This is a genomic window from Nocardia fusca NBRC 14340, assembly GCF_001618425.1.
In the GTDB taxonomy this organism is placed as follows: domain Bacteria; phylum Actinomycetota; class Actinomycetes; order Mycobacteriales; family Mycobacteriaceae; genus Nocardia; species Nocardia fusca.
Genome location: NZ_BDCU01000027.1, coordinates 80,119 through 96,581, shown reverse-complemented (window position 1 = coordinate 96,581; position 16,463 = coordinate 80,119). Strand labels below are relative to the sequence as shown.

General features: G+C 67.9%; 20 protein-coding genes. 8 read left to right on the top strand and 12 right to left on the bottom strand.

The annotated features are described in order from the left end of the window. The first annotated feature begins 110 nt into the window (after nucleotides 1–110). A complete protein-coding gene (locus tag NF4_RS16055; protein ID WP_063128315.1) occupies nucleotides 111–632 on the top strand; it encodes a pyridoxamine 5'-phosphate oxidase family protein in 522 nt (173 codons plus the stop codon). A gap of 53 nt (nucleotides 633–685) precedes the next feature. Here NF4_RS16055 and NF4_RS16050 read toward each other — a convergent pair whose 3' ends face one another. The 4 genes from NF4_RS16050 to NF4_RS16035 all read right to left on the bottom strand — a co-directional run bounded on the left by NF4_RS16050 (nucleotide 686) and on the right by NF4_RS16035 (nucleotide 3,705). Continuing rightward, complete coding sequence (locus tag NF4_RS16050) at nucleotides 686–1,198, bottom strand: hypothetical protein (protein WP_063128137.1); 513 nt, start codon at nucleotides 1,196–1,198, stop codon at nucleotides 686–688. Further along, complete coding sequence (locus NF4_RS16045) at nucleotides 1,195–2,280, bottom strand: DNA polymerase III subunit beta family protein (protein ID WP_063128136.1); 1,086 nt, start codon at nucleotides 2,278–2,280, stop codon at nucleotides 1,195–1,197. The genes NF4_RS16050 and NF4_RS16045 overlap by 4 nt, the downstream gene beginning before the upstream one ends. Before the next feature lie 149 nt (nucleotides 2,281–2,429). Continuing rightward, a complete protein-coding gene (locus NF4_RS16040) occupies nucleotides 2,430–2,858 on the bottom strand; it encodes a VOC family protein (RefSeq protein WP_063128135.1) in 429 nt (142 codons plus the stop codon). Nucleotides 2,859–2,862: 4 nt separating this feature from the next. Continuing rightward, nucleotides 2,863–3,705: a helix-turn-helix domain-containing protein gene (locus NF4_RS16035; protein ID WP_063128134.1), complete on the bottom strand. Its 843-nt coding sequence runs from the start codon at nucleotides 3,703–3,705 to the stop codon at nucleotides 2,863–2,865. A gap of 242 nt (nucleotides 3,706–3,947) precedes the next feature. Here NF4_RS16035 and NF4_RS16030 point away from each other — a divergent pair, with 242 nt between their 5' ends. Both NF4_RS16030 and ychF read left to right on the top strand, forming a co-directional pair. After that, nucleotides 3,948–4,706 (top strand): oxygenase MpaB family protein, encoded by a 759-nt coding sequence (locus NF4_RS16030; protein WP_063128133.1) that lies wholly within the window; start codon nucleotides 3,948–3,950, stop codon nucleotides 4,704–4,706. Between the two features lie 12 nt (nucleotides 4,707–4,718). Then, nucleotides 4,719–5,798 (top strand): redox-regulated ATPase YchF, encoded by a 1,080-nt coding sequence (gene ychF / locus NF4_RS16025; RefSeq protein ID WP_063128132.1) that lies wholly within the window; start codon nucleotides 4,719–4,721, stop codon nucleotides 5,796–5,798. Nucleotides 5,799–5,855: 57 nt separating this feature from the next. Here ychF and NF4_RS16020 read toward each other — a convergent pair whose 3' ends face one another. Continuing rightward, the gene (locus NF4_RS16020; protein ID WP_232330495.1) at nucleotides 5,856–6,356 is read right to left on the bottom strand and encodes a winged helix-turn-helix transcriptional regulator; all 501 of its coding nucleotides are present in this window, start codon (nucleotides 6,354–6,356) and stop codon (nucleotides 5,856–5,858) included. A 138-nt stretch (nucleotides 6,357–6,494) separates the two neighbouring features. On the opposite strand from NF4_RS16020, the gene NF4_RS16015 reads away from it, so the two are divergent. Continuing rightward, nucleotides 6,495–7,139, top strand: coding sequence for a dihydrofolate reductase family protein (locus NF4_RS16015; RefSeq protein WP_063128130.1), 645 nt, complete (start codon nucleotides 6,495–6,497; stop codon nucleotides 7,137–7,139). Between the two features lie 226 nt (nucleotides 7,140–7,365). On the opposite strand, the gene NF4_RS16010 is transcribed toward NF4_RS16015, so the two are convergent. Then, complete coding sequence (locus NF4_RS16010; protein ID WP_063128129.1) at nucleotides 7,366–8,250, bottom strand: hypothetical protein; 885 nt, start codon at nucleotides 8,248–8,250, stop codon at nucleotides 7,366–7,368. Between the two features lie 86 nt (nucleotides 8,251–8,336). Here NF4_RS16010 and NF4_RS16005 point away from each other — a divergent pair, with 86 nt between their 5' ends. Then, nucleotides 8,337–9,341, top strand: coding sequence for a BUD32 family EKC/KEOPS complex subunit (locus NF4_RS16005; protein ID WP_063128314.1), 1,005 nt, complete (start codon nucleotides 8,337–8,339; stop codon nucleotides 9,339–9,341). Nucleotides 9,342–9,527: 186 nt separating this feature from the next. On the opposite strand, the gene NF4_RS16000 is transcribed toward NF4_RS16005, so the two are convergent. From NF4_RS16000 to NF4_RS15990, 3 genes are all read right to left on the bottom strand, one after another. Then, the gene (locus NF4_RS16000) at nucleotides 9,528–9,845 is read right to left on the bottom strand and encodes a hypothetical protein (RefSeq protein ID WP_039826496.1); all 318 of its coding nucleotides are present in this window, start codon (nucleotides 9,843–9,845) and stop codon (nucleotides 9,528–9,530) included. A 332-nt stretch (nucleotides 9,846–10,177) separates the two neighbouring features. Then, nucleotides 10,178–10,759 carry a hypothetical protein gene (locus NF4_RS15995; RefSeq protein ID WP_232330494.1) on the bottom strand — a complete coding sequence of 194 codons (582 nt, stop codon included), beginning with the start codon at nucleotides 10,757–10,759 and terminating at the stop codon, nucleotides 10,178–10,180. Further along, nucleotides 10,756–11,361 carry a TetR/AcrR family transcriptional regulator gene (locus tag NF4_RS15990; protein WP_063128127.1) on the bottom strand — a complete coding sequence of 202 codons (606 nt, stop codon included), beginning with the start codon at nucleotides 11,359–11,361 and terminating at the stop codon, nucleotides 10,756–10,758. The genes NF4_RS15995 and NF4_RS15990 overlap by 4 nt, the downstream gene beginning before the upstream one ends. 256 nt (nucleotides 11,362–11,617) lie before the next feature. On the opposite strand from NF4_RS15990, the gene NF4_RS15985 reads away from it, so the two are divergent. Continuing rightward, on the top strand, nucleotides 11,618–12,097 hold the full coding sequence (locus tag NF4_RS15985) for a GNAT family N-acetyltransferase (RefSeq protein WP_063128126.1): 480 nt from the start codon (nucleotides 11,618–11,620) through the stop codon (nucleotides 12,095–12,097). Between the two features lie 247 nt (nucleotides 12,098–12,344). Here the strand turns inward: NF4_RS15985 and NF4_RS15980 are convergent, their stop codons facing one another. Next, entirely contained in the window at nucleotides 12,345–12,944 is a 600-nt protein-coding gene (locus tag NF4_RS15980; protein WP_063128125.1) for a hemerythrin domain-containing protein, read from the bottom strand. A gap of 268 nt (nucleotides 12,945–13,212) precedes the next feature. Next, complete coding sequence (locus tag NF4_RS15975; protein ID WP_063128124.1) at nucleotides 13,213–14,121, bottom strand: alpha/beta fold hydrolase; 909 nt, start codon at nucleotides 14,119–14,121, stop codon at nucleotides 13,213–13,215. 83 nt (nucleotides 14,122–14,204) lie between these two features. On the opposite strand from NF4_RS15975, the gene NF4_RS15970 reads away from it, so the two are divergent. Then, on the top strand, nucleotides 14,205–14,897 hold the full coding sequence (locus NF4_RS15970) for a TetR/AcrR family transcriptional regulator (protein ID WP_063128123.1): 693 nt from the start codon (nucleotides 14,205–14,207) through the stop codon (nucleotides 14,895–14,897). A gap of 11 nt (nucleotides 14,898–14,908) precedes the next feature. Here NF4_RS15970 and NF4_RS15965 read toward each other — a convergent pair whose 3' ends face one another. Then, nucleotides 14,909–16,183 carry an MFS transporter gene (locus tag NF4_RS15965; RefSeq protein WP_063128122.1) on the bottom strand — a complete coding sequence of 425 codons (1,275 nt, stop codon included), beginning with the start codon at nucleotides 16,181–16,183 and terminating at the stop codon, nucleotides 14,909–14,911. Between the two features lie 113 nt (nucleotides 16,184–16,296). On the opposite strand from NF4_RS15965, the gene NF4_RS37790 reads away from it, so the two are divergent. Then, nucleotides 16,297–16,446 carry an SAM-dependent methyltransferase gene (locus tag NF4_RS37790; protein WP_157120349.1) on the top strand — a complete coding sequence of 50 codons (150 nt, stop codon included), beginning with the start codon at nucleotides 16,297–16,299 and terminating at the stop codon, nucleotides 16,444–16,446. Nucleotides 16,447–16,463: the final 17 nt, after the last annotated feature.

Sequence of the window (16,463 nt, the reverse complement as noted above, 5' to 3'; positions counted from 1 at the left end):
GGTTCGCGCCGGACGGCGCCCGGACCTACCAGGAGTACGCGCGCCGCCGCGCCGTATATGGAGCAATTTCGGTCAACCGGAATCCGGTCCGGCGCGCATACGGTGGGGCAATGCGCGAAACCCCCGAAGAACTGGCCGCACTGCAGACCCTGCTCGACACCTCTCTCGCGGGTGCCACGGGGCATCTCCGTTCGATCATCGCCGCCGACCGCACCCTGACCGCCGAGCAGCTCACCTCGGTGCTCACCGGTATGTGCCTGCTCACCCTGTCCACCGTGACCGCCAAGGGCGAGCCGCGGGTGAGTGGAGTCGACGGGCATTTCCTGCACGGCCGGTGGTATTTCGGCACCGCGCGCACCGCCGCCAAGGCCCGCCACCTCGCCGCCCGCCCGGCTGCGAGTGTCGCGCATATGCGCGGTGAGGGGTTGGGTGTTTTCACGCACGGTACCGCCGAGACCTTGAACCCGGTCGGTGGTGAACCGGATGCCGAGTGGCCGGAACTGCTCGCCTACTTCCAGGATTTCTACGGCGACGACGGGTTCGACTGGGACAACGAGGTGGTGTTCTTCCGCCTGCGCCCGCACTGGACGACCGTCTACGCCCCCGATTTCGCCGCGCTCACCGCGCAGTGATCGCCGCCCCGGCCGATCGGTGCCGGGTGGGCCGCGGTAACCACGGGACGGTGTCAGGAATGCGGGCCCGGCGCGCTCGTCCGCCGCTCGGTGGACCGCCGGGTGACCGCGTCGGCCACCTCGTCGAGCGCGGTGCGGATCATCGCGCTGTAGGCGTCGTCGGAGAGGGCGTCCAGCCGTTCGCGGGCCGCGGCGAGCTGTGCCGCGGCGGCGTCCCACGATCCCAGCCGCCGATAGTTGTCGGCCAGGTTCAGGTGCAGCGACGGATAGAACCCCGCCACCTGCAGGCTCGTGTGGTGCCGCTGAACCCGGTCGTCGGTGAGGGCGTCGGCCGCGTCGAGGGCGCGGATATCCCAGACCAGCGCCTGAGCGGGGTCGTCGTGGAGGTCGGCCAGGTAGTGCGCGAGGGTGCAGCGGTGCAAGGGGTCACCGGCGACGCCGATACCGCGCCAGATCTCGAGGAGACGTGCGCGGGCGGTGGCGGTGTCCCCGGAGCGGCCGAGCGTCACGGCCGCGGTGATCGCGTCCATGGTGGTGTCGGGGGAGAGCTGTTCGGTGGAGGTCATCCGGGGGATCCGTTCTCGTCGACAACTGCGGGGTCGGCCGGCATGGCCAGGGTGGTGAGGTCGCCGTTGTCCGCGGACCGGACGACCATCGGATCGGTGCGGCCGCCGATATCCAGCCGGACATCGGGTCCGATGGCGGTGGCGACGGCCGGGTGCAGGGTGGTGAACCCGAAGACGAGTTCGCTGTCCGGGCCGGTGATCCGCGCGGCCAGTTCGGTCGGCGGCTCGCCTCCGGTACCCGAGACGGTGAGAGTGCCCGCCGCGGTCCTTAGACGCAGGTAGCGGCCGCGCTGCTGTTCCAGCGCGCGCATCAGGTCGTGTTTGGCGACCACGGCGTGGGTGGGTGCCGCCGGCAGCGCGGCCAGCAGCCCGCGGTGGTCGGGGAAGGGTTCGGCCAGCGTCCGGCAGGTGCGTACGGCGCCGTCGGTGGATCGGAACCGGACGCTGTGTTCGCCGGCTTCGATATCGATCGAGTGGGCGCCGCGGATCTCCGGCAGCGCCGCACTCAGGTCGGCACCGTCGACCGTGGCGGCCCACTCGGCCGATCCGGGCTGTTCGGGAACCAGTGTGCGGGTGGACAGCCGGTAGCGGTCGGTGGCGGTGAGAGTGAGCGATTCGGGTGTCGCCTCGAGTCGCACGCCGGCCAGAACCGGCAGGTCGGAGTCGGTGCCGGTGGCGGCGAGTATCTGCTCGACCGCCGCCGCCAGCACCGGGCCGCGGACGGTCGCCACCCACCAGCCGGAGGGTTCGCCGAGAGCGGCCTTGACCACTTCGGCGGTCCGTCGTGCCTGCTGGGACCGCTGGAGCAACCCCGCCACATGGTCGTCGATGAGCCGGGCCGCGGTGTGCGGGTCGGTCGCGAGCACGCGGGCGATCTCGTCGAGCGGCATATCGATGGCGCGGAGGCGGCGGATCGTCACCGCCCGCTCGACCTGGGCGGGTGCGTAGTAGCGGTATCCGGTGGCCGCGTCGACCCCGGCCGGTGACAGCAGGCCGGAGTCGTCGTAGAAGCGCAGCGCACTGGCCGTGATACCGCACGAGCGGGCGAACGCGCCGATGGTGATCAGGTCGGATTCGGGCACGCGCCCATCATCGGGCTTCGAGCAACCCGAAGGTCAAGCCACGACGGCATGGTCGGCTTCGGAAAGGCGCCGCGGCAGGGCTCGACACCACCGCGGCGACCGGGATCAGCGAACCATGTGCCGCCCTCGATCCAGCGCTGCCACGCGGTTCACTGCCCTCGATAGGTTCCGAAGCTCCAGTAGTTGCCCTCCGGATCGGCGACCGTGAACCCGCGCGACCCGTAGTCCTCGTCCTTCAGCCCGGCGACGGTTTCCGCGCCGGCCGTGGTGGCTCGCTCGTACAGCGCGTCCGGGTCGGCGCAGACCACATAGATCGATTCGGTGCCCGGTGTGCGCCGCTCCGGCAGCCCGCCGCCCTTGTTCGCGGTGCCGAACATGATCCCGCCGCCTTCCGGCCAGCGCATTTCGGCGTGTTCGATCACCGACGGGTCGCCTTCGCGGGCGTACATCGCGGTCAGTTCGAAGCCGAACGCCCGGACCAGGAAGTCGGCGGTGCCGCGGGCGTCGGTGAAGGCCAGGCACGGCCAGACGGCCGGTGCGGGGGTGGTGGTCGTGGTGGTGTTCTCGGTTGCGGTCATGGTTTCAGCCTGGTCCGCCGGCCATCTCCGGGTCTTGGATGGATGGAATCTCCTCGGCCAGCCACTGCGTGGGGCTGCATCCGGCCAGCCGGGCGAACTCCCGGTTGAGATGCGGCTGGTCGTAGTAGCCGCAGGTGGCCGCGACCTGGGCGATCGAGACAAACGACGGCGTGTGCAGCAGCATGTGTTTGGCCCGCTCGAAGCGCGCGACCCGCCCCGCCACCTTCGGGCTCAGCCCGAACTCGCCGGTGAAACGTTTGGTGAGGTACTGGCGGCTCCAGCCGATACGTTCGGCGAGCGATTCGACCCCCAACGTCCCGTGTGAACCCGTCACAGCCCGCCACGCCCAGCTCAGTTCCGGCCCCACCGCCCGCTCGGGCACCAGCAGCCGCGTGAGTACCCGGTCGCACGCTTCGAACCGCTGCGGCCATCCCGGCCGCTCCTGGAGTTCCTCCCACAGCTGCCGACCCGGCGCGCCGATGAGGTCGGCGAACTCGATCGAGGTACTCCACAGTTCCGCCGCGGGCAGCCCGAACAGGGCCCGGCTGCCCAGTGGGGTGAGCTCGATCGCCACCCCTTCCTGGGTGCCGTCGTGGGCGATCAGCGCCGGACGGTCCTGGAGTCCGCTGAGCACGCAGCGGTAGTCGTCCGGCGACTGGCGGGCATCGGTCTGGCCGATCACATCGATGGCGGGTCCGATGGCCACGATGAACGTCATATGCCGCGAGGGCAGCCCACGGTGCAGACCCGCCTCGTACCCGGTCATGCGGTATCCGATGTACCGGTCGATGAAGGCGGCCAGGGCGGGCGCCGGTTGCGCCGTCACCACCTGGGAGGTCGGCTCCATGGGAGTCACGGTACGCCGTTGCGGACGTGGGCAGCCCGAGTCCGAGCGGGCGCCGACCGTGAAAGCTGCCTGCTTCGGCGTGGGTTCTCGCGACCGGCGCAGCGGCACCGCGCCGTCTCGGCCCAGATGACCCGGTCGCGTCAGGGCGGGGATCAGCGACACGGCAGGCTGGCATGATGAGAGAAAAATGGTATCTTACTATCAGACGTCCGGGATTCCGGAATCGGTCGAGGGATTGCGCAATGACGAGGTCGCCGGCGCCGGCAAAGCGGGAAATCGCCCACCACTCCCTGCTGCGCAGATATCTTCCTGACCGCCGCTTCCTGCTGACCCTGCCCCGCGCCGTCGCCCTGCAGATCCTGCACCCCGCCATCGCCGCCTCGTTCACCGAACATGTCCACACCGGTCTGTGGGCGCACAAGAAACGCACGGTCGACCGCATGATCGGTCTGGCCTGCCACGGCCACCCCGATCCCGCCCGTGTCATCCGCTACGCCCACGAGCATGTCAAGGGTCGCGACCACACCGGCGCCCGCTATCACGCCCTGACCCCCGAGCTGTTCCACTTCCAGCACGCCACCTACGTCGACACCCTCGTCACTGCCGTCGAGATCTACGTCCGCCCTCTCACCCCCGCCGCCCGCGAGCACCTCTATCAGGACTGCTGCGACTGGTACCGCCTCTACGGCATCTCCACCCGGCCTCTCCCCGGCAGTTGGCCCGAGTTCACCGAGTACTTCACCGACGCCCTCACCCGGCTCCACCGCACCCAAGCCGCCGACAGCCTGGCCGAACAGGCCCTGAACCCACCGTGGTGGGCGCTCGGCGTCGTCCCCGGTTTCGCCGTCCGCGCCGTCCAGCACGAACGCGCCGCCGAACTCCTCGACATCACCGAGCAGTCCGGCGACCGCATGGAGTTCGCCGCCTTCTCCGCCGCCCTCCGCGCGGGCGCCCGCGCGCACGTCCCGGCCGACCGCCACCCTCGGCGCCCACCCGCGTAGACTGCTGTCCTCGTGAGTCTCACCCTCGGAATCGTCGGCCTGCCCAACGTCGGAAAATCGACGCTGTTCAACGCGCTGACCCGCAACGACGTGCTCGCCGCGAACTACCCGTTCGCGACCATCGAGCCCAATGTCGGCGTGGTTCCGCTGCCCGACCCCCGCCTGGACAAGCTCGCCGAGATCTTCGACTCCGCCCGCACGGTCCCCGCGACGGTCTCCTTCGTCGATATCGCCGGCATCGTGAAGGGCGCCTCCGAGGGCGCCGGCCTCGGCAACAAATTCCTGGCCAACATCCGCGAAGCCGACGCCATCTGTCAGGTCGTCCGTGTCTTCGCCGACGACGATGTGGTGCACGTGGACGGCCAGGTGAACCCGGCCTCCGATATCGAGGTCATCGAAACCGAACTGATCCTCGCCGACCTGCAGACCCTCGAAAAGGCCGTCGTCCGCCTGGAGAAGGAAGCCAAGGTCAAAAAGGACCGCAAACCCTACGCCGACGCCGCCAAGCAGGCCCAGGAAATCCTCAACAGCGGCCGGACCTTGTTCCACGCCGCGAAGGAGATCGACGGCGACCTGCTCAAAGAGCTGTCCCTGCTCACCACCAAGCCCTTCCTGTACGTCTTCAACGCCGACGAATCGGTGCTCAGCGACGAAGCCAAGGTCGCCGAACTGAAAGCCTCCGTGGCCCCGGCGGATTCGGTGTTCCTGGACGCCAAGGTCGAATCCGAACTCCTCGAACTCGACGAGGAATCCGCGACGGAACTACTGGAATCCATCGGCCAGACCGAACCCGGCCTGCACGCCCTGGCCCGCGCCGGTTTCCACACCCTCGGATTGCAGACCTACCTCACCGCCGGCCCGAAAGAGGCCCGGGCGTGGACGATCCACCAGGGCGACACCGCGCCGAAGGCGGCCGGGGTCATCCACACCGACTTCGAACGCGGGTTCATCAAGGCCGAAGTGGTGGCGTTCGACGACCTGGTCGAGGCGGGATCGATGGCCGCGGCGAAGGCGGCGGGCAAGGTTCGGATGGAGGGCAAGGACTACGTCATGGCCGACGGCGACGTAGTCGAGTTCCGCTTCAACGTGTAGTCGCTTTTCGGTTCGACCCCAGGGCCTCCTTGTGAAGGCGTTGGGACGCACGAAGGTTCAGACGTCGGCGTTCGAGGTTGCCGGTTCGTGCGCGTCGCTGTCACTGGACCATGCCCCGGCTTTCTCCGTGGCGGCCTCGAACGCCTGCTGCAGTCGTTCGGACGCGAGAGGGCGTTCGGGGGCGGGTCGCGGAATGCCGAGGTGAATCTCGCGGAGTTCGTCGATGAGGTCGTCGACGAGGTCCGGGGACTCGGCCAGGATGCGAGCGCGCACGCTCAATGCGGGTGACGTGGGTCGATGATTCATGCCCCAGGTCCCGAGGGCCACCATCACCGGAACCGTCCGAATCCCTGCCTCGGTGAGTGAATACGTCGCCCGCTGCCCCCGCGTCGCATCGTCACGAGAAAGCAGGCCCTCCTCGACCAGGGTTCGGAGGCGGTTGGCGAGGATGTTCGACGCGATGCCTTCGTCGCTGCGCGTCAGGAGCTCGCGGAAGTGTCGGCGGCCGCCGAAAACGATGTCGCGAAGCACGATGAGGCTCCAGGCGTCGCCCAGCACCTCGACCGCCGCATTGATCGCGCACCCGGATCGGGGCTGTCCTCTCGCCATCTGACCTCCGAAGTGATTGCAGACTGAAATCACTCTACGCTACGGTGTGAGTGATTTTATTTTGCAACCACCTGTATTGGAGCCATTATGTCCCGGACGCGAGTCCACAACCTGTTCGTCTCCTCGGACGGGTATGCCGCCGGTGATCACGTGACGTTCGAAGCGCCGATCGGCGGAGCGGCGGCGCTCTTCGGCAAATTCGACGGACGCGTCATCCACGGCATTCACGGAATCGACGAACCGGTGACCGTGGACCGCGCCATGTTCAGTCTGTGGGGCCAGGGTGTCGGGGCGGAGGTCATGGGTCGTCGCAAGTTCGGCCCGCAGGCGGGCGAATGGCCGGACGACGGCTGGCATGGGTGGTGGGGAGATGCGCCGCCCTTCCGCACCCCGGTCTTCGTTCTGACCCATTACCCGCACGAAACACTCGAGTTCGACAACGGCACCAGTTTCCGCTTCGTGGACGCCTCGCCGCAGGAGGCGCTTCGCTTGGCGCAAGACGCGGCCGGCGGGTTGGACGTCCGGATCGGCGGCGGGCCGTCCACCGTGAGCGAGTTCCTCCAGGCCGATCTCATCGATTTTCTGCACATATCGATCATTCCGATCGTGCTCGGTGCCGGTGTCCGGATCTGGGATCACCTCACCGGCCTGGAAGAGCGGTTCAGTGTCGAATCCATCAGCACATCCAGCGGTCTGACGCACCAGCTGTGGAACAGGAACCGCGGCGAGTGAGAGCGCGGTGTCTCGGGTCGGCGGCAGTGGTCAGACGCTGGACACAGCACGGGAGGCACCGAGCTCGCACACAGCTGCCCGCAGAAATCCGATCAGGTGAGTTCGGACCACTCCGTCACCAATTGGATGTGCGCTGGAGAAATATTCGGCCACTCGGTGGCGCCTGTTACCGGTCGATTCTCCGTCGCGATGTCGTATTGCCGCCGAACCCGTGCGTGGTGGCTGGTCAGCGATTGCGAAGACCCCTACCGAGCCATCTCCGACGTGGCCGGTAGTCGGACGCCATCTGGACGACGATTCCACCGAAGTGTGCCTCCTGCATGGTCGCGGGCTGCCCGTCGACAAAGCACACACCGGTTCGGGTCACCTCGACGCATGCTTCCTTGTGGGAGTCCGACCCGTCCGAGTCCCCGAGCGTGTCGGTGTAGTAAGCGATCATTCCGCCGCTTAAATGGGTGTTGAAACCGGTGACCCGGCGCCCGGTGTGGTCGGTGGTGCGGCTCCGGCAGTGATCGCAGACCGCGCGTGGGTAGCGTTCCTGGAAGATCGCCGGCCGCGCGCAGCGCGGGCAGGGTTGGGTGTATCGACGCCCGGCGGCAGGACTCTGCATCAGGAAATCATTGCGGGCGAGAATAGTACGCCCGGAATCGCCCCGGTTGCCGCTGCGCCGCAGGGCGATGAGAATGAACTCGGCATAGTCGGCTGTCGCGGCACCGATTTTCCTGCGCCCGGGCATCTCGCTGATGCGCGTGAGGCCCAGGTCGTAGGCCTCCAGCGCAACGCGGTGCGCCATCGAGAGCTCGCTGTCGGGAATATCCCTGTTGGCATGTTCGGCTCGGGCCAGGTGCTCGGCGATCACCGTGTCGATGGTGCTTCCGCCCACCGATAGCAGCCCGCTGCCGTAACTGGTCGTGGTCACCAGGACATAGCCGTCCATATCGCCGCGGTCGGTGCCGATCGTCTGCAGGAAAGCGAAACCCCGTCCGTAGCGGGCAGTCTCGAGTCCTCGATGGCTGTAGGGGGTGAGAGTGCGGGAATCCTGCGCCAGGTCGCGTGCGATCAGCAGTGCTTCATCGAACGTCAACGGAGAGCCCGGGTCCGGCTGTTTCATGACCGCCAGCCTAATCGAGCCGAATACGCCTGGGCGGAATGCGAATTCGAAAGTAATCAGCTGCCGGCCGGTGACAGGATTGTGTGATGACAACTGCCAGGAGCGACCGTCACCGGGAACTCTCGGCTTTCCTGTCCTCGTGCAGTGGTATCGAACTCGCCGCGCTAGTGGACAGGAGCCGGTCGAACGCCGTGGGAGTGGGCGGCGGTTCGGCCGTCCTCGACGTCGACGGCGTGCCGGTGTTCGCCAAGCGAATTCCGCTGACCGATCGGGAACTCGCGCACCGGGGCTCCACCGCGAACCTGTTCGGCCTGCCGGTGTCCTGCCAATACGGCATCGGTGGCCCGAGCTTCAACGCATGGCGCGAGCTGGCCGCGAACATCCTCGTCACCGACGGTGTTCTGGCCGGCGAGACGCACTCGTTCCCGATGCTCTACCACTGGCGGGTTCTCCCCGGCCGCTCGCCGATCGCCGCCGAACACGCGGACATCGACACTGTGGTCGCCGCATATGGCGGGTGCTCAGCTGTGCGTGCGCGTCTCGAGGCACTGGCCGCCGCACCGTCGAGCCTCGTGCTGTTCTGCGAATACATCCCGCGTCCGTTGCCGGATTGGCTGCGCGAGAACCCGGTAGGCAAGGCCGCCGTGGTCGAACAGCAGTTTTCGGAGATCGTGGCATTCCTGGGCGATCGGCAGCTGCTGCATATGGACGGCCACTTCGGTAACATGCGCACCGACGGGCAGCGGATCTATCTCACCGACTTCGGGCTCGCTACCTCACCGCGTTTCGATCTGTCGCCGGCCGAACGCGACTTCGCCGAACGCCATATCACCCATGACGCCTCTTACGCCGCCATGCGACTGGTCAACTGGCTGGTGACCGACGTCTGTGGAATACCGATGCCGATCGCCGGCGGCCCCGTTGCTCGCAACGAGTACGTACTCCGTTGCGCAGCTGGACAAATCCCGGAGGACGTCTCGCCGGTCGTGGCCTCGATCCTGACCCGCCACGCCCCTGCCGCCGCGCGGATGAACGCCTTCTACTGGAAATTGTTCGGTGGCGATATCCACGCGGAATACCCGGGCGGGTAGAGCAGATCGGGCCGGCGACCCCTCGCTTGCACGGAGATTTGCTGAGCGGGTGCCCCGCTGCTGCCGACGCCGCTACTGATCCCCCTCGGGAGACTCGGTGGGGAGCGGTCGTAGGTTCGGAGCGTCTGCTGCGGCAGCGGGGGTCGGCGTGCTCGGAGAAGTGGGTGCCGCAGACCGGTCCACGATTCAGGCCTGGATAACCTCGATCCTGGTCAGTGCGTTGAACGAGTCGCAACTGGCCCAGGACTGGTTCTGCCCGTACTGCACCGGGCCGTACTTCCAGTAGGTGAACGGGACGGGCCACGCGACGCAGGTGAGTTTCACCTGATGCCAGGTCGGCAGCTCGCAATTGGCCATCCCGCCGGTGTTGAAGACGTTGTAGACGTGACAGTTGGCCTGCCACACCGGTACGTCGGCCTGGGCCACGCCACCACCGGCGAGCACAGTGGCCGCAGTCGCTCCGGCAACGACGGCGCCGGCGGCAAGTCGCTTCGCAGACAGCATTTCGAACCTCCTGGTTTGATGTTGTATGAACACATCGCACAGGAATCGCGCTTGTTACTCGAACCGTTCATAATGGTAACTCCCGGATCGCTGGCAAGCCCGAATGCGCCTGCCCCGCAGCTGTGCCATCACCTGGATATTCGGCACCTGCCGACCCGCTGATCCCATCCGTAGGCGTGCGGGTGGTGGTCGGTCGTTTCGTCAGCAGGGTTCGGTGTGCCGGCGGGGGCCTCCGACGCTGAGCTCTGGAGAGCACTCCAAGTCAAGTCACACGCGCGGCTGTCGGCGCAGACATCGATCGCCGCCAGGAACCTGTCGCCGATGCTCGATACCTATTCCGTGTCCAGATCTCTTTCGCGCCAGAGAGCGGTCGCGGCATGTCCCAGAAGAAGTTTCGGGTAGTACGTCCAGGCGAACCACGGGGCGACCTCCGAAGGCCCGAGCGCCCGATCGAGCAGGAGGCCGCCCGCTGTCAGGGTCACGCCGAGGCTTCGTCGGTGCTCCGGCACGTTCCTGATCGCCCAGGTGGACAACATCATGTATGTGTAGTGGGCCGTCGCCCACCGCACCGCATTCGGCTGTCGTTCGACGTTGCTGTCCAGGTAGGCGATCACCGCGGGGTGAATATGGAGTGCGGCGAAGCGGAGATGATGTTTCGCTTCTTGCCCGGGGCGCTCGTACCAGCGGGCGCATGCCTTGGTGTTGTTGACGTATGCCCCACCTACCAGGTCGACTCCCAGCATCGAAACGAGTGCCGTCGCGCTGGGTCCGGCGCCCTTGCGCCGGGCGACCCGTGCCGGGCCGAGTAGTCCGGCCGCGCCGGCGGCGAGAGTCAGTATGTTGTTCGTGCGGGTGGCTTCCGGCCCTACGAACTCGGCCCATGATCGCCGCACACGAGCAATCCAATTGGTCACGACCATCTCCAGGCATTCTTTGGTTCGGAACCGGATCGCTTTCCGCTGTCGGCGACGAGCCGCTTCAGTACGGTGGCCGGGCCGCCAGGGGCGACACCCAGGCCCTGATACAGGACGAGACCGTCCAGGGTGGCGAGCAGAACGGTTGCGGTGGACTCGGCGTCCGAAACGCCGCTGTCGGCCAAGCGGTGCGCGAGACGTGTACGCGTAGCCGACAGCGTGCTTTCTATGGCTTCGCGCAGCGAGTCGTCCCGGGTAGCGGCCAGGTACGCCTCGACCAGCAGCAGCGATGTCGACTCCTGCCCGGTGAAGGAATCCACGCCGGCGAGTAGTGCCTCGATCAGGCCGTCCGCTGTTCCTGCGGTGTCGAACAATGCTTCGAGTTCGGCAGCCGCCCGGTTCAGGGCTTCGGTCACGGCCTCCCGTAGCAATGCCTGTAGCGACGGAAAGTGGTAGTGCACCACGCTGGGCGTCACGCCTGCGTGTTCGGCCAGATTACGCGTGCTCACCGCCGTCCAACCCCGTTCGGGGATCAGTTCGACGGCGGCGGTCAGTAGCCGTCGGCGCACTTCTCGGCCGCGTTGGGCCGCCGGAGATGACACGGGCCGCTCCTTGTAGGTCGATCGTCCTGTACGGACGCCCTGAATGTATTCGACAGCGTTCGGCCAACGCAAGACTTCGGGCGCGGGTCCCTCGAGGCCGAAGCGGTAGCCGATGAGGGACCGAGTCCGAGGCGGCGTCGTCGACGGCCGTGGAGAAGGCGGCGGCAAGGTCCGAATAGAGGGGGTGGACCACGTCGTGGCCGCCGGTGACGTGGTGGCGTTGTACCGGCGGACAGCGACGTGATGGAGTTCCGGTATGGACGAAGGTTTGCGGGCGGAGGAGACCCCGTCGCCGCGATCCCACCTGCGTGACTGCCGCGGTGCGGCCGAATACGGCTACTTGGTCGATGTGTGGCGAAGTGCGGTGATGGCGACCCATCACTTTCTGGCGGAAGCCGACCGCGTGGCCATCGAGAGCCGGTTGATCGAGGTGTACTTTCCCCAGGTCCGGCTCACGGTCATGGATGTCGACGGCCGGGTGATCGCCTTTTCGGGAACGGCCGGGGACAGCCTCGACATGCTGTTCGTCGCGGCCGACGCCCGGGGTCGCGGTGCCGGGAGCGAGCTGCTCGCGCACGCGGTCCGCGCGCAGGGGGTGCGGCGGGTGGACGTGAACGAACAGAACGAGCAGGCTGTGCGCTTCTATATGCGGCGCGGGTTCGTCGTCGTCGGACGGAGCGATCACGACGAGGCGGGGAGGCCGTATCCGCTGCTGCATATGACGCTGGAAGCGTGAAGTCGGGGCGATCACTGCTCGGGTCGCGAAAGCTAGCTCCTCCAAGGAGCGCGCCGCAGGCCGAGTGCGGCGAAAACCCTGATCCCCACGTCCCGCCTCGGGGTGCGGGGACTGGTCCAGAGCCTCGCCTGCTTTCGGTCGTGCCCGCGGGGGCCGGTCGAGCCTTCCTCCGTCTCACCACCGAGAGCGCCCGCGTCCACAACTCCATGACCGTCGACGATTATGCGTCGCTGCCGGAACCGTCGGCTCAGCCGGCAGCAGCGGCGGGGCCACCGGGTCGGGCCCGCTTCAGGGTGCCGACACTCAGGGAGCCACTCGCGGTGCCCCGCAGCTCTTTCTCCGCTGCGCGGACGTAGCCGACGGGATCCTTGTCGACCGGGCGGACGCCGGCGTAGTTCCGCGCCTCGTACGCGGCGAAGGCGACGGCCAGACGATGGCGGTGCGACAACCCCGCGAGACGGCGGAAATCGGTCAGGCCCTCGCGCTCTTCCTCGGCCATGTGATCGCTGTTGGCCGTGTTCGCTGCCGCTACGGCCGTGTACCAGTCATCGCTGCCGACTCGATGACGTGCGACTTCGGCGACGGCGTCCCTGATCTCGTTGTGGTCGTGGACGGCATCGATGGTCTCCGCCTCCACCCCCGCCGCGCGCCGGGCCGCGATACCCACCTGGAGCAGCGCGGGATAGAAGATCTCCTCCTCCGCCTGCGCGTGCAGTTCGAGGAAGGCCGCCAGCCTGTCCCAGATCGCGGAGAGCACGCCGGTCTCCCGGCGATCGATCTGCTCCAGGATCGCGAACAGTCGCCGCTGCTCGTGATGGTCGTCGAGGATCAGCTGGGTAATGTCCACAATGCCTCCCTGCTACCGCACGTCGGGTCGGTACCGAGCGTCAGGGCGCGCTGTCGCTCGGGCGGCCGGTGTCCATCGGGGTGCCGACGATAGCGCACTGCCGGGCTGCCCGGCGGCCAACGCACCGCGTGCCCGCCGCGCGCCCGGCCGGCGGTTCGAGCACGAGAGCGCGGTCGGCGTGGCTCTTCGTCACGTCGGCGAGCGGAAGCACGGCGCCGCGGGCGCCTCACCCCGGGTCCATAGCCTTGCGCGCCGGGTTCGGCCGAGTTCATCGTGCGCTCCCGTCCGCCAGCTCGCGGATTGCGGTAGCAAGCGGCTGCCACGCGTGTTCGGGCAGGTCGTGCCCCACTCCGGGCAGTATGAGCAGGCGCGAGCCGGGTATGCGGGACGCGATGGCGCGGGCGGCGCCGGGAACGATCAGCGGGTCGTCCTCGCCGTGCACGACCAGGGTGGGCCGGGTGATCTCGGTGATCGCGGGGCCGCTCCACCGGGCCGCGATCTGCCGGCTCTGGGCCTGCGCGTCGTGGATCCCGCTGTCCGGCTCGGCTTCCAACCGCGTTCGCACCGCGGTTTCGTCGAATTCGTGGCGCGGCGAGGCGAGCAGTTTCGCTACCGTGACTCCTGCCTCGATCGCGCCCTCCCGGGTGTCGGGGAACTTCACCCGGGCGAACTTCGCGAGCGTGCGCAACCGGATGTAGCGGAGTGTGCGCAGTCCGGTGACGTCGCCGGGGACGGCGTCGGCCGAGGTCAGGGTCCGCACCCGAGGGGAATGTCGAAGGGCGAGTCGCTGAACGACCGCCCCGCCGAGGGAGACCCCCAGCACATGTGCCGAGTGCCAGCCCAGTTCGTCGAGTACCGCGACCGCGTCGTCCGCCATGTCTTCGGCGGTGTAGTCCGCACCGCGCCGGGTGAGCAGCGCGGTGATCGGGTTCCGCACGGCCGTCGGCGGCAGGTGGGTGGATTCGCCGCTGTCGCGCTGGTCGTAGCGCGCCACGGCGAAACCGTGTTCGGTCAGTTGCTCGCAGAACCCGTCGGGGAGCCAGTGCCGGTTGGCGCCCAGCCCGGTGGCGATCAGCAGCGGTTCACCGCCTCGCTCCGGCAGGTACCGGTCGAATGCGAGGCGTACCGCTCCGTTGCGCGCCCATCGTCGTGGTTCCCAGGCTGCGTGTGCTGGCATCCGGCACCTCCCATAAATAGTGTTCACTGAACGCAGTTTAGAATAGAGCCTGGCAGACACCGGTGAGTAGAGGGGTATGGCGAGTGGCACAGTCCGAAAAGGCCGACCCGACGGTCTGGGAGCGACCCGACGGCAGGCGCGGGCCGGCCCCCTCACACAGCCGGGAGGAACTCGCCGCCGCGGCGATCGAACTCGCCGGTCGGGGCGGGTTGGCCGCTGTCTCCACGCGCCGGATCGCGCAGCAGCTCGGGGTGAGTCAATCGGCGCTGTACCGCTATGTATCGGGTCGTGACGACGTGCTCGACCTCATGGTCGACGCCGCAGCCGGGGAGATCGACCTCGATGTACCGCTGACCGGAGTGGCGATCGACGATCTCACCGCGTTGGGAGTCCGGGCGAAGAGTGTGTACCTGACATACCCGTGGCTGCTCGACATCCCGATCGAGCCGTTACGTGTCGGACCTCGCGGAATCGATTATCTCGAGTACGCGCTACGCGCCATGGCGTCGGTCGACGCTCCCGGGCAGGTGAAACTGCAGACGGTCGCGGTCCTGAACGCGCTCGCCCAGCAGTTCGCTCGCGCCGAACTCGACGCTCGGACAGCGACCGAATCGCGCCGGATCGCCCAGGCGGCCTACATGCACAGGATCGCCGAGGCGGGGCACCATCCATATCTTGCCGACGCGCTCGGCACCCCGAACCGCGACGCGGACCCGGGGGAGCTCTTCGAAACTCTGCTACGCCGAGCCCTCGGGGGTGTACTGGCGCCGGACTGACATCGTCCGGATCAGGTTGCGGATCGGTGCGTCGCGGGGCCGGGGGCCGCCCACACCGCGTGCACCCCGGCCGGTCCGGCGCCTCGATCCGTCGCCATGATCAATGCCGCGCAACCGATTCCCGACAGCACGAGGCTCGACCCGAACAGCGCCGGATACCCGAGCAACTCGCCGACCGTCCCCGCCGCGAACCCCGCGATGCCCTGCACCACCACGATCGCGCAGGCCAGCAGCGTGTAGTCGCTGCCGGCGTGGTCGGGGTCGGCGGCGTCCATCATGAGGGTGAACACCGCCACGGTCGCGGCACCGCCGAGGATATGTTCGGCCAGGCTCGCGGTGACGATCAGCTCGAAGCCGCCGACTCCCAGCGCGGCGAGCAGATAGAGGGCCAAGCTGAGGGTCTGCGTGACACCGCCGATCAGCAGGGCGCGCCGCCGGCCGTGCCGGTAGCACAGCCAGCCGCCCAAGGCCGCGCCCGCGAGCGCGCCGGCGGAGGACAGGACCCCTTTGACCAGGGCTATCTGCCCGAGGGTGAGCCCGGTGTCGGACATGAACGGCCCGACCATCGCCGAGCCCATCGAATCGCCGAATTCGAAGCCCCCGATGAGCAGGATGAACGTGAGCATGCCCGGCCGGCGCAACCGCTGCCACCATCCGACGGTCAACCGGCTCGGGCTCGACGGCGCCTTCTCCGAGGTGCTGCGGATCGTGGTCCGCGGTGACCACCACACCGGAATCGCCGTGAGCAGCAACAGAATCGACATCGCGACGAACAGGATGCGCCACCCCGCGAGCGCGAAGAGCCACAGCAGCGCGCCGCCGCCGACGATCATGCCGATCCGGTACGCGCCGACCTGGATCCCGTTGCCCAGGCCGCGTTGCCGAGGCCCGAGGAGTTGGACGGCGAGCCCGTCGGTGGCGACATCCTGGGTCGCCGATATCGCGTTGACCACGGCGATGCCCACCAGCAGCACGCGCAGCGACGCCGACAGGTCCAGGCAGGCGAGCCCGAGTGTCACCGCCGACGCGCTCAGTTGCAGGGTCAGCAGCCACTGCCGGCGGGTGCCGTAGTGGTCGACGTAGGGCGCCCACAGGAATTTCAGGGCCCACGGCGCGAACAGGATTCCGGTGGCGCTGATCTCGATCAGCGAGAAACCGGATTCGCGCAGCACCACCGGCAGCGCCTGGGTGAAGAACCCGTACGGCAGTCCCTGGGCGAAATACAGGGCGGCCAGCAGAACCAGGGTCCCGGCGGAGATCGTCCCGGGGCGGGTCATGGTTCTCATGCGGTCATCCTGGCAGATCGTCGGAATCACCCGCTCCGGTGCGCTCGCCGTCACGATCCGGCCGCGCGCCTCGGGCGTACGAAAACGGTTGTCGGTTATGTATCTTGACCGTTATGGAACGGTCCGGCCTGAACCCGCACGAGCCGCATATCGCAGTGGAACCCGGTGTGGTGCCCATCCACCGGTGGCGGCCGCCGATCGAACCGGCGAAGTCGATGGACGCGAAGGTCCCCGGTTACGCCGCGGTCGGTCGCAAGTCCTGAGCTGCGCCGCGGCGTCG

Coding starts and splice junctions, on each gene's coding strand:
- NF4_RS16055 (WP_063128315.1), top strand. CDS start 111: ATGCGCGAAACCCCCGAAGAACTGGCCGCACTGCAGACCCTGCTCGAC.
- NF4_RS16050 (WP_063128137.1), bottom strand. CDS start 1,198: ATGACCTCCACCGAACAGCTCTCCCCCGACACCACCATGGACGCGATC.
- NF4_RS16040 (WP_063128135.1), bottom strand. CDS start 2,858: ATGACCGCAACCGAGAACACCACCACGACCACCACCCCCGCACCGGCC.
- NF4_RS16035 (WP_063128134.1), bottom strand. CDS start 3,705: ATGGAGCCGACCTCCCAGGTGGTGACGGCGCAACCGGCGCCCGCCCTG.
- NF4_RS16030 (WP_063128133.1), top strand. CDS start 3,948: ATGACGAGGTCGCCGGCGCCGGCAAAGCGGGAAATCGCCCACCACTCC.
- NF4_RS16015 (WP_063128130.1), top strand. CDS start 6,495: ATGTCCCGGACGCGAGTCCACAACCTGTTCGTCTCCTCGGACGGGTAT.
- NF4_RS16010 (WP_063128129.1), bottom strand. CDS start 8,250: ATGAAACAGCCGGACCCGGGCTCTCCGTTGACGTTCGATGAAGCACTG.
- NF4_RS16005 (WP_063128314.1), top strand. CDS start 8,337: ATGACAACTGCCAGGAGCGACCGTCACCGGGAACTCTCGGCTTTCCTG.
- NF4_RS16000 (WP_039826496.1), bottom strand. CDS start 9,845: ATGCTGTCTGCGAAGCGACTTGCCGCCGGCGCCGTCGTTGCCGGAGCG.
- NF4_RS15985 (WP_063128126.1), top strand. CDS start 11,618: ATGGACGAAGGTTTGCGGGCGGAGGAGACCCCGTCGCCGCGATCCCAC.
- NF4_RS15975 (WP_063128124.1), bottom strand. CDS start 14,121: ATGCCAGCACACGCAGCCTGGGAACCACGACGATGGGCGCGCAACGGA.
- NF4_RS15965 (WP_063128122.1), bottom strand. CDS start 16,183: ATGAGAACCATGACCCGCCCCGGGACGATCTCCGCCGGGACCCTGGTT.
- NF4_RS37790 (WP_157120349.1), top strand. CDS start 16,297: ATGGAACGGTCCGGCCTGAACCCGCACGAGCCGCATATCGCAGTGGAA.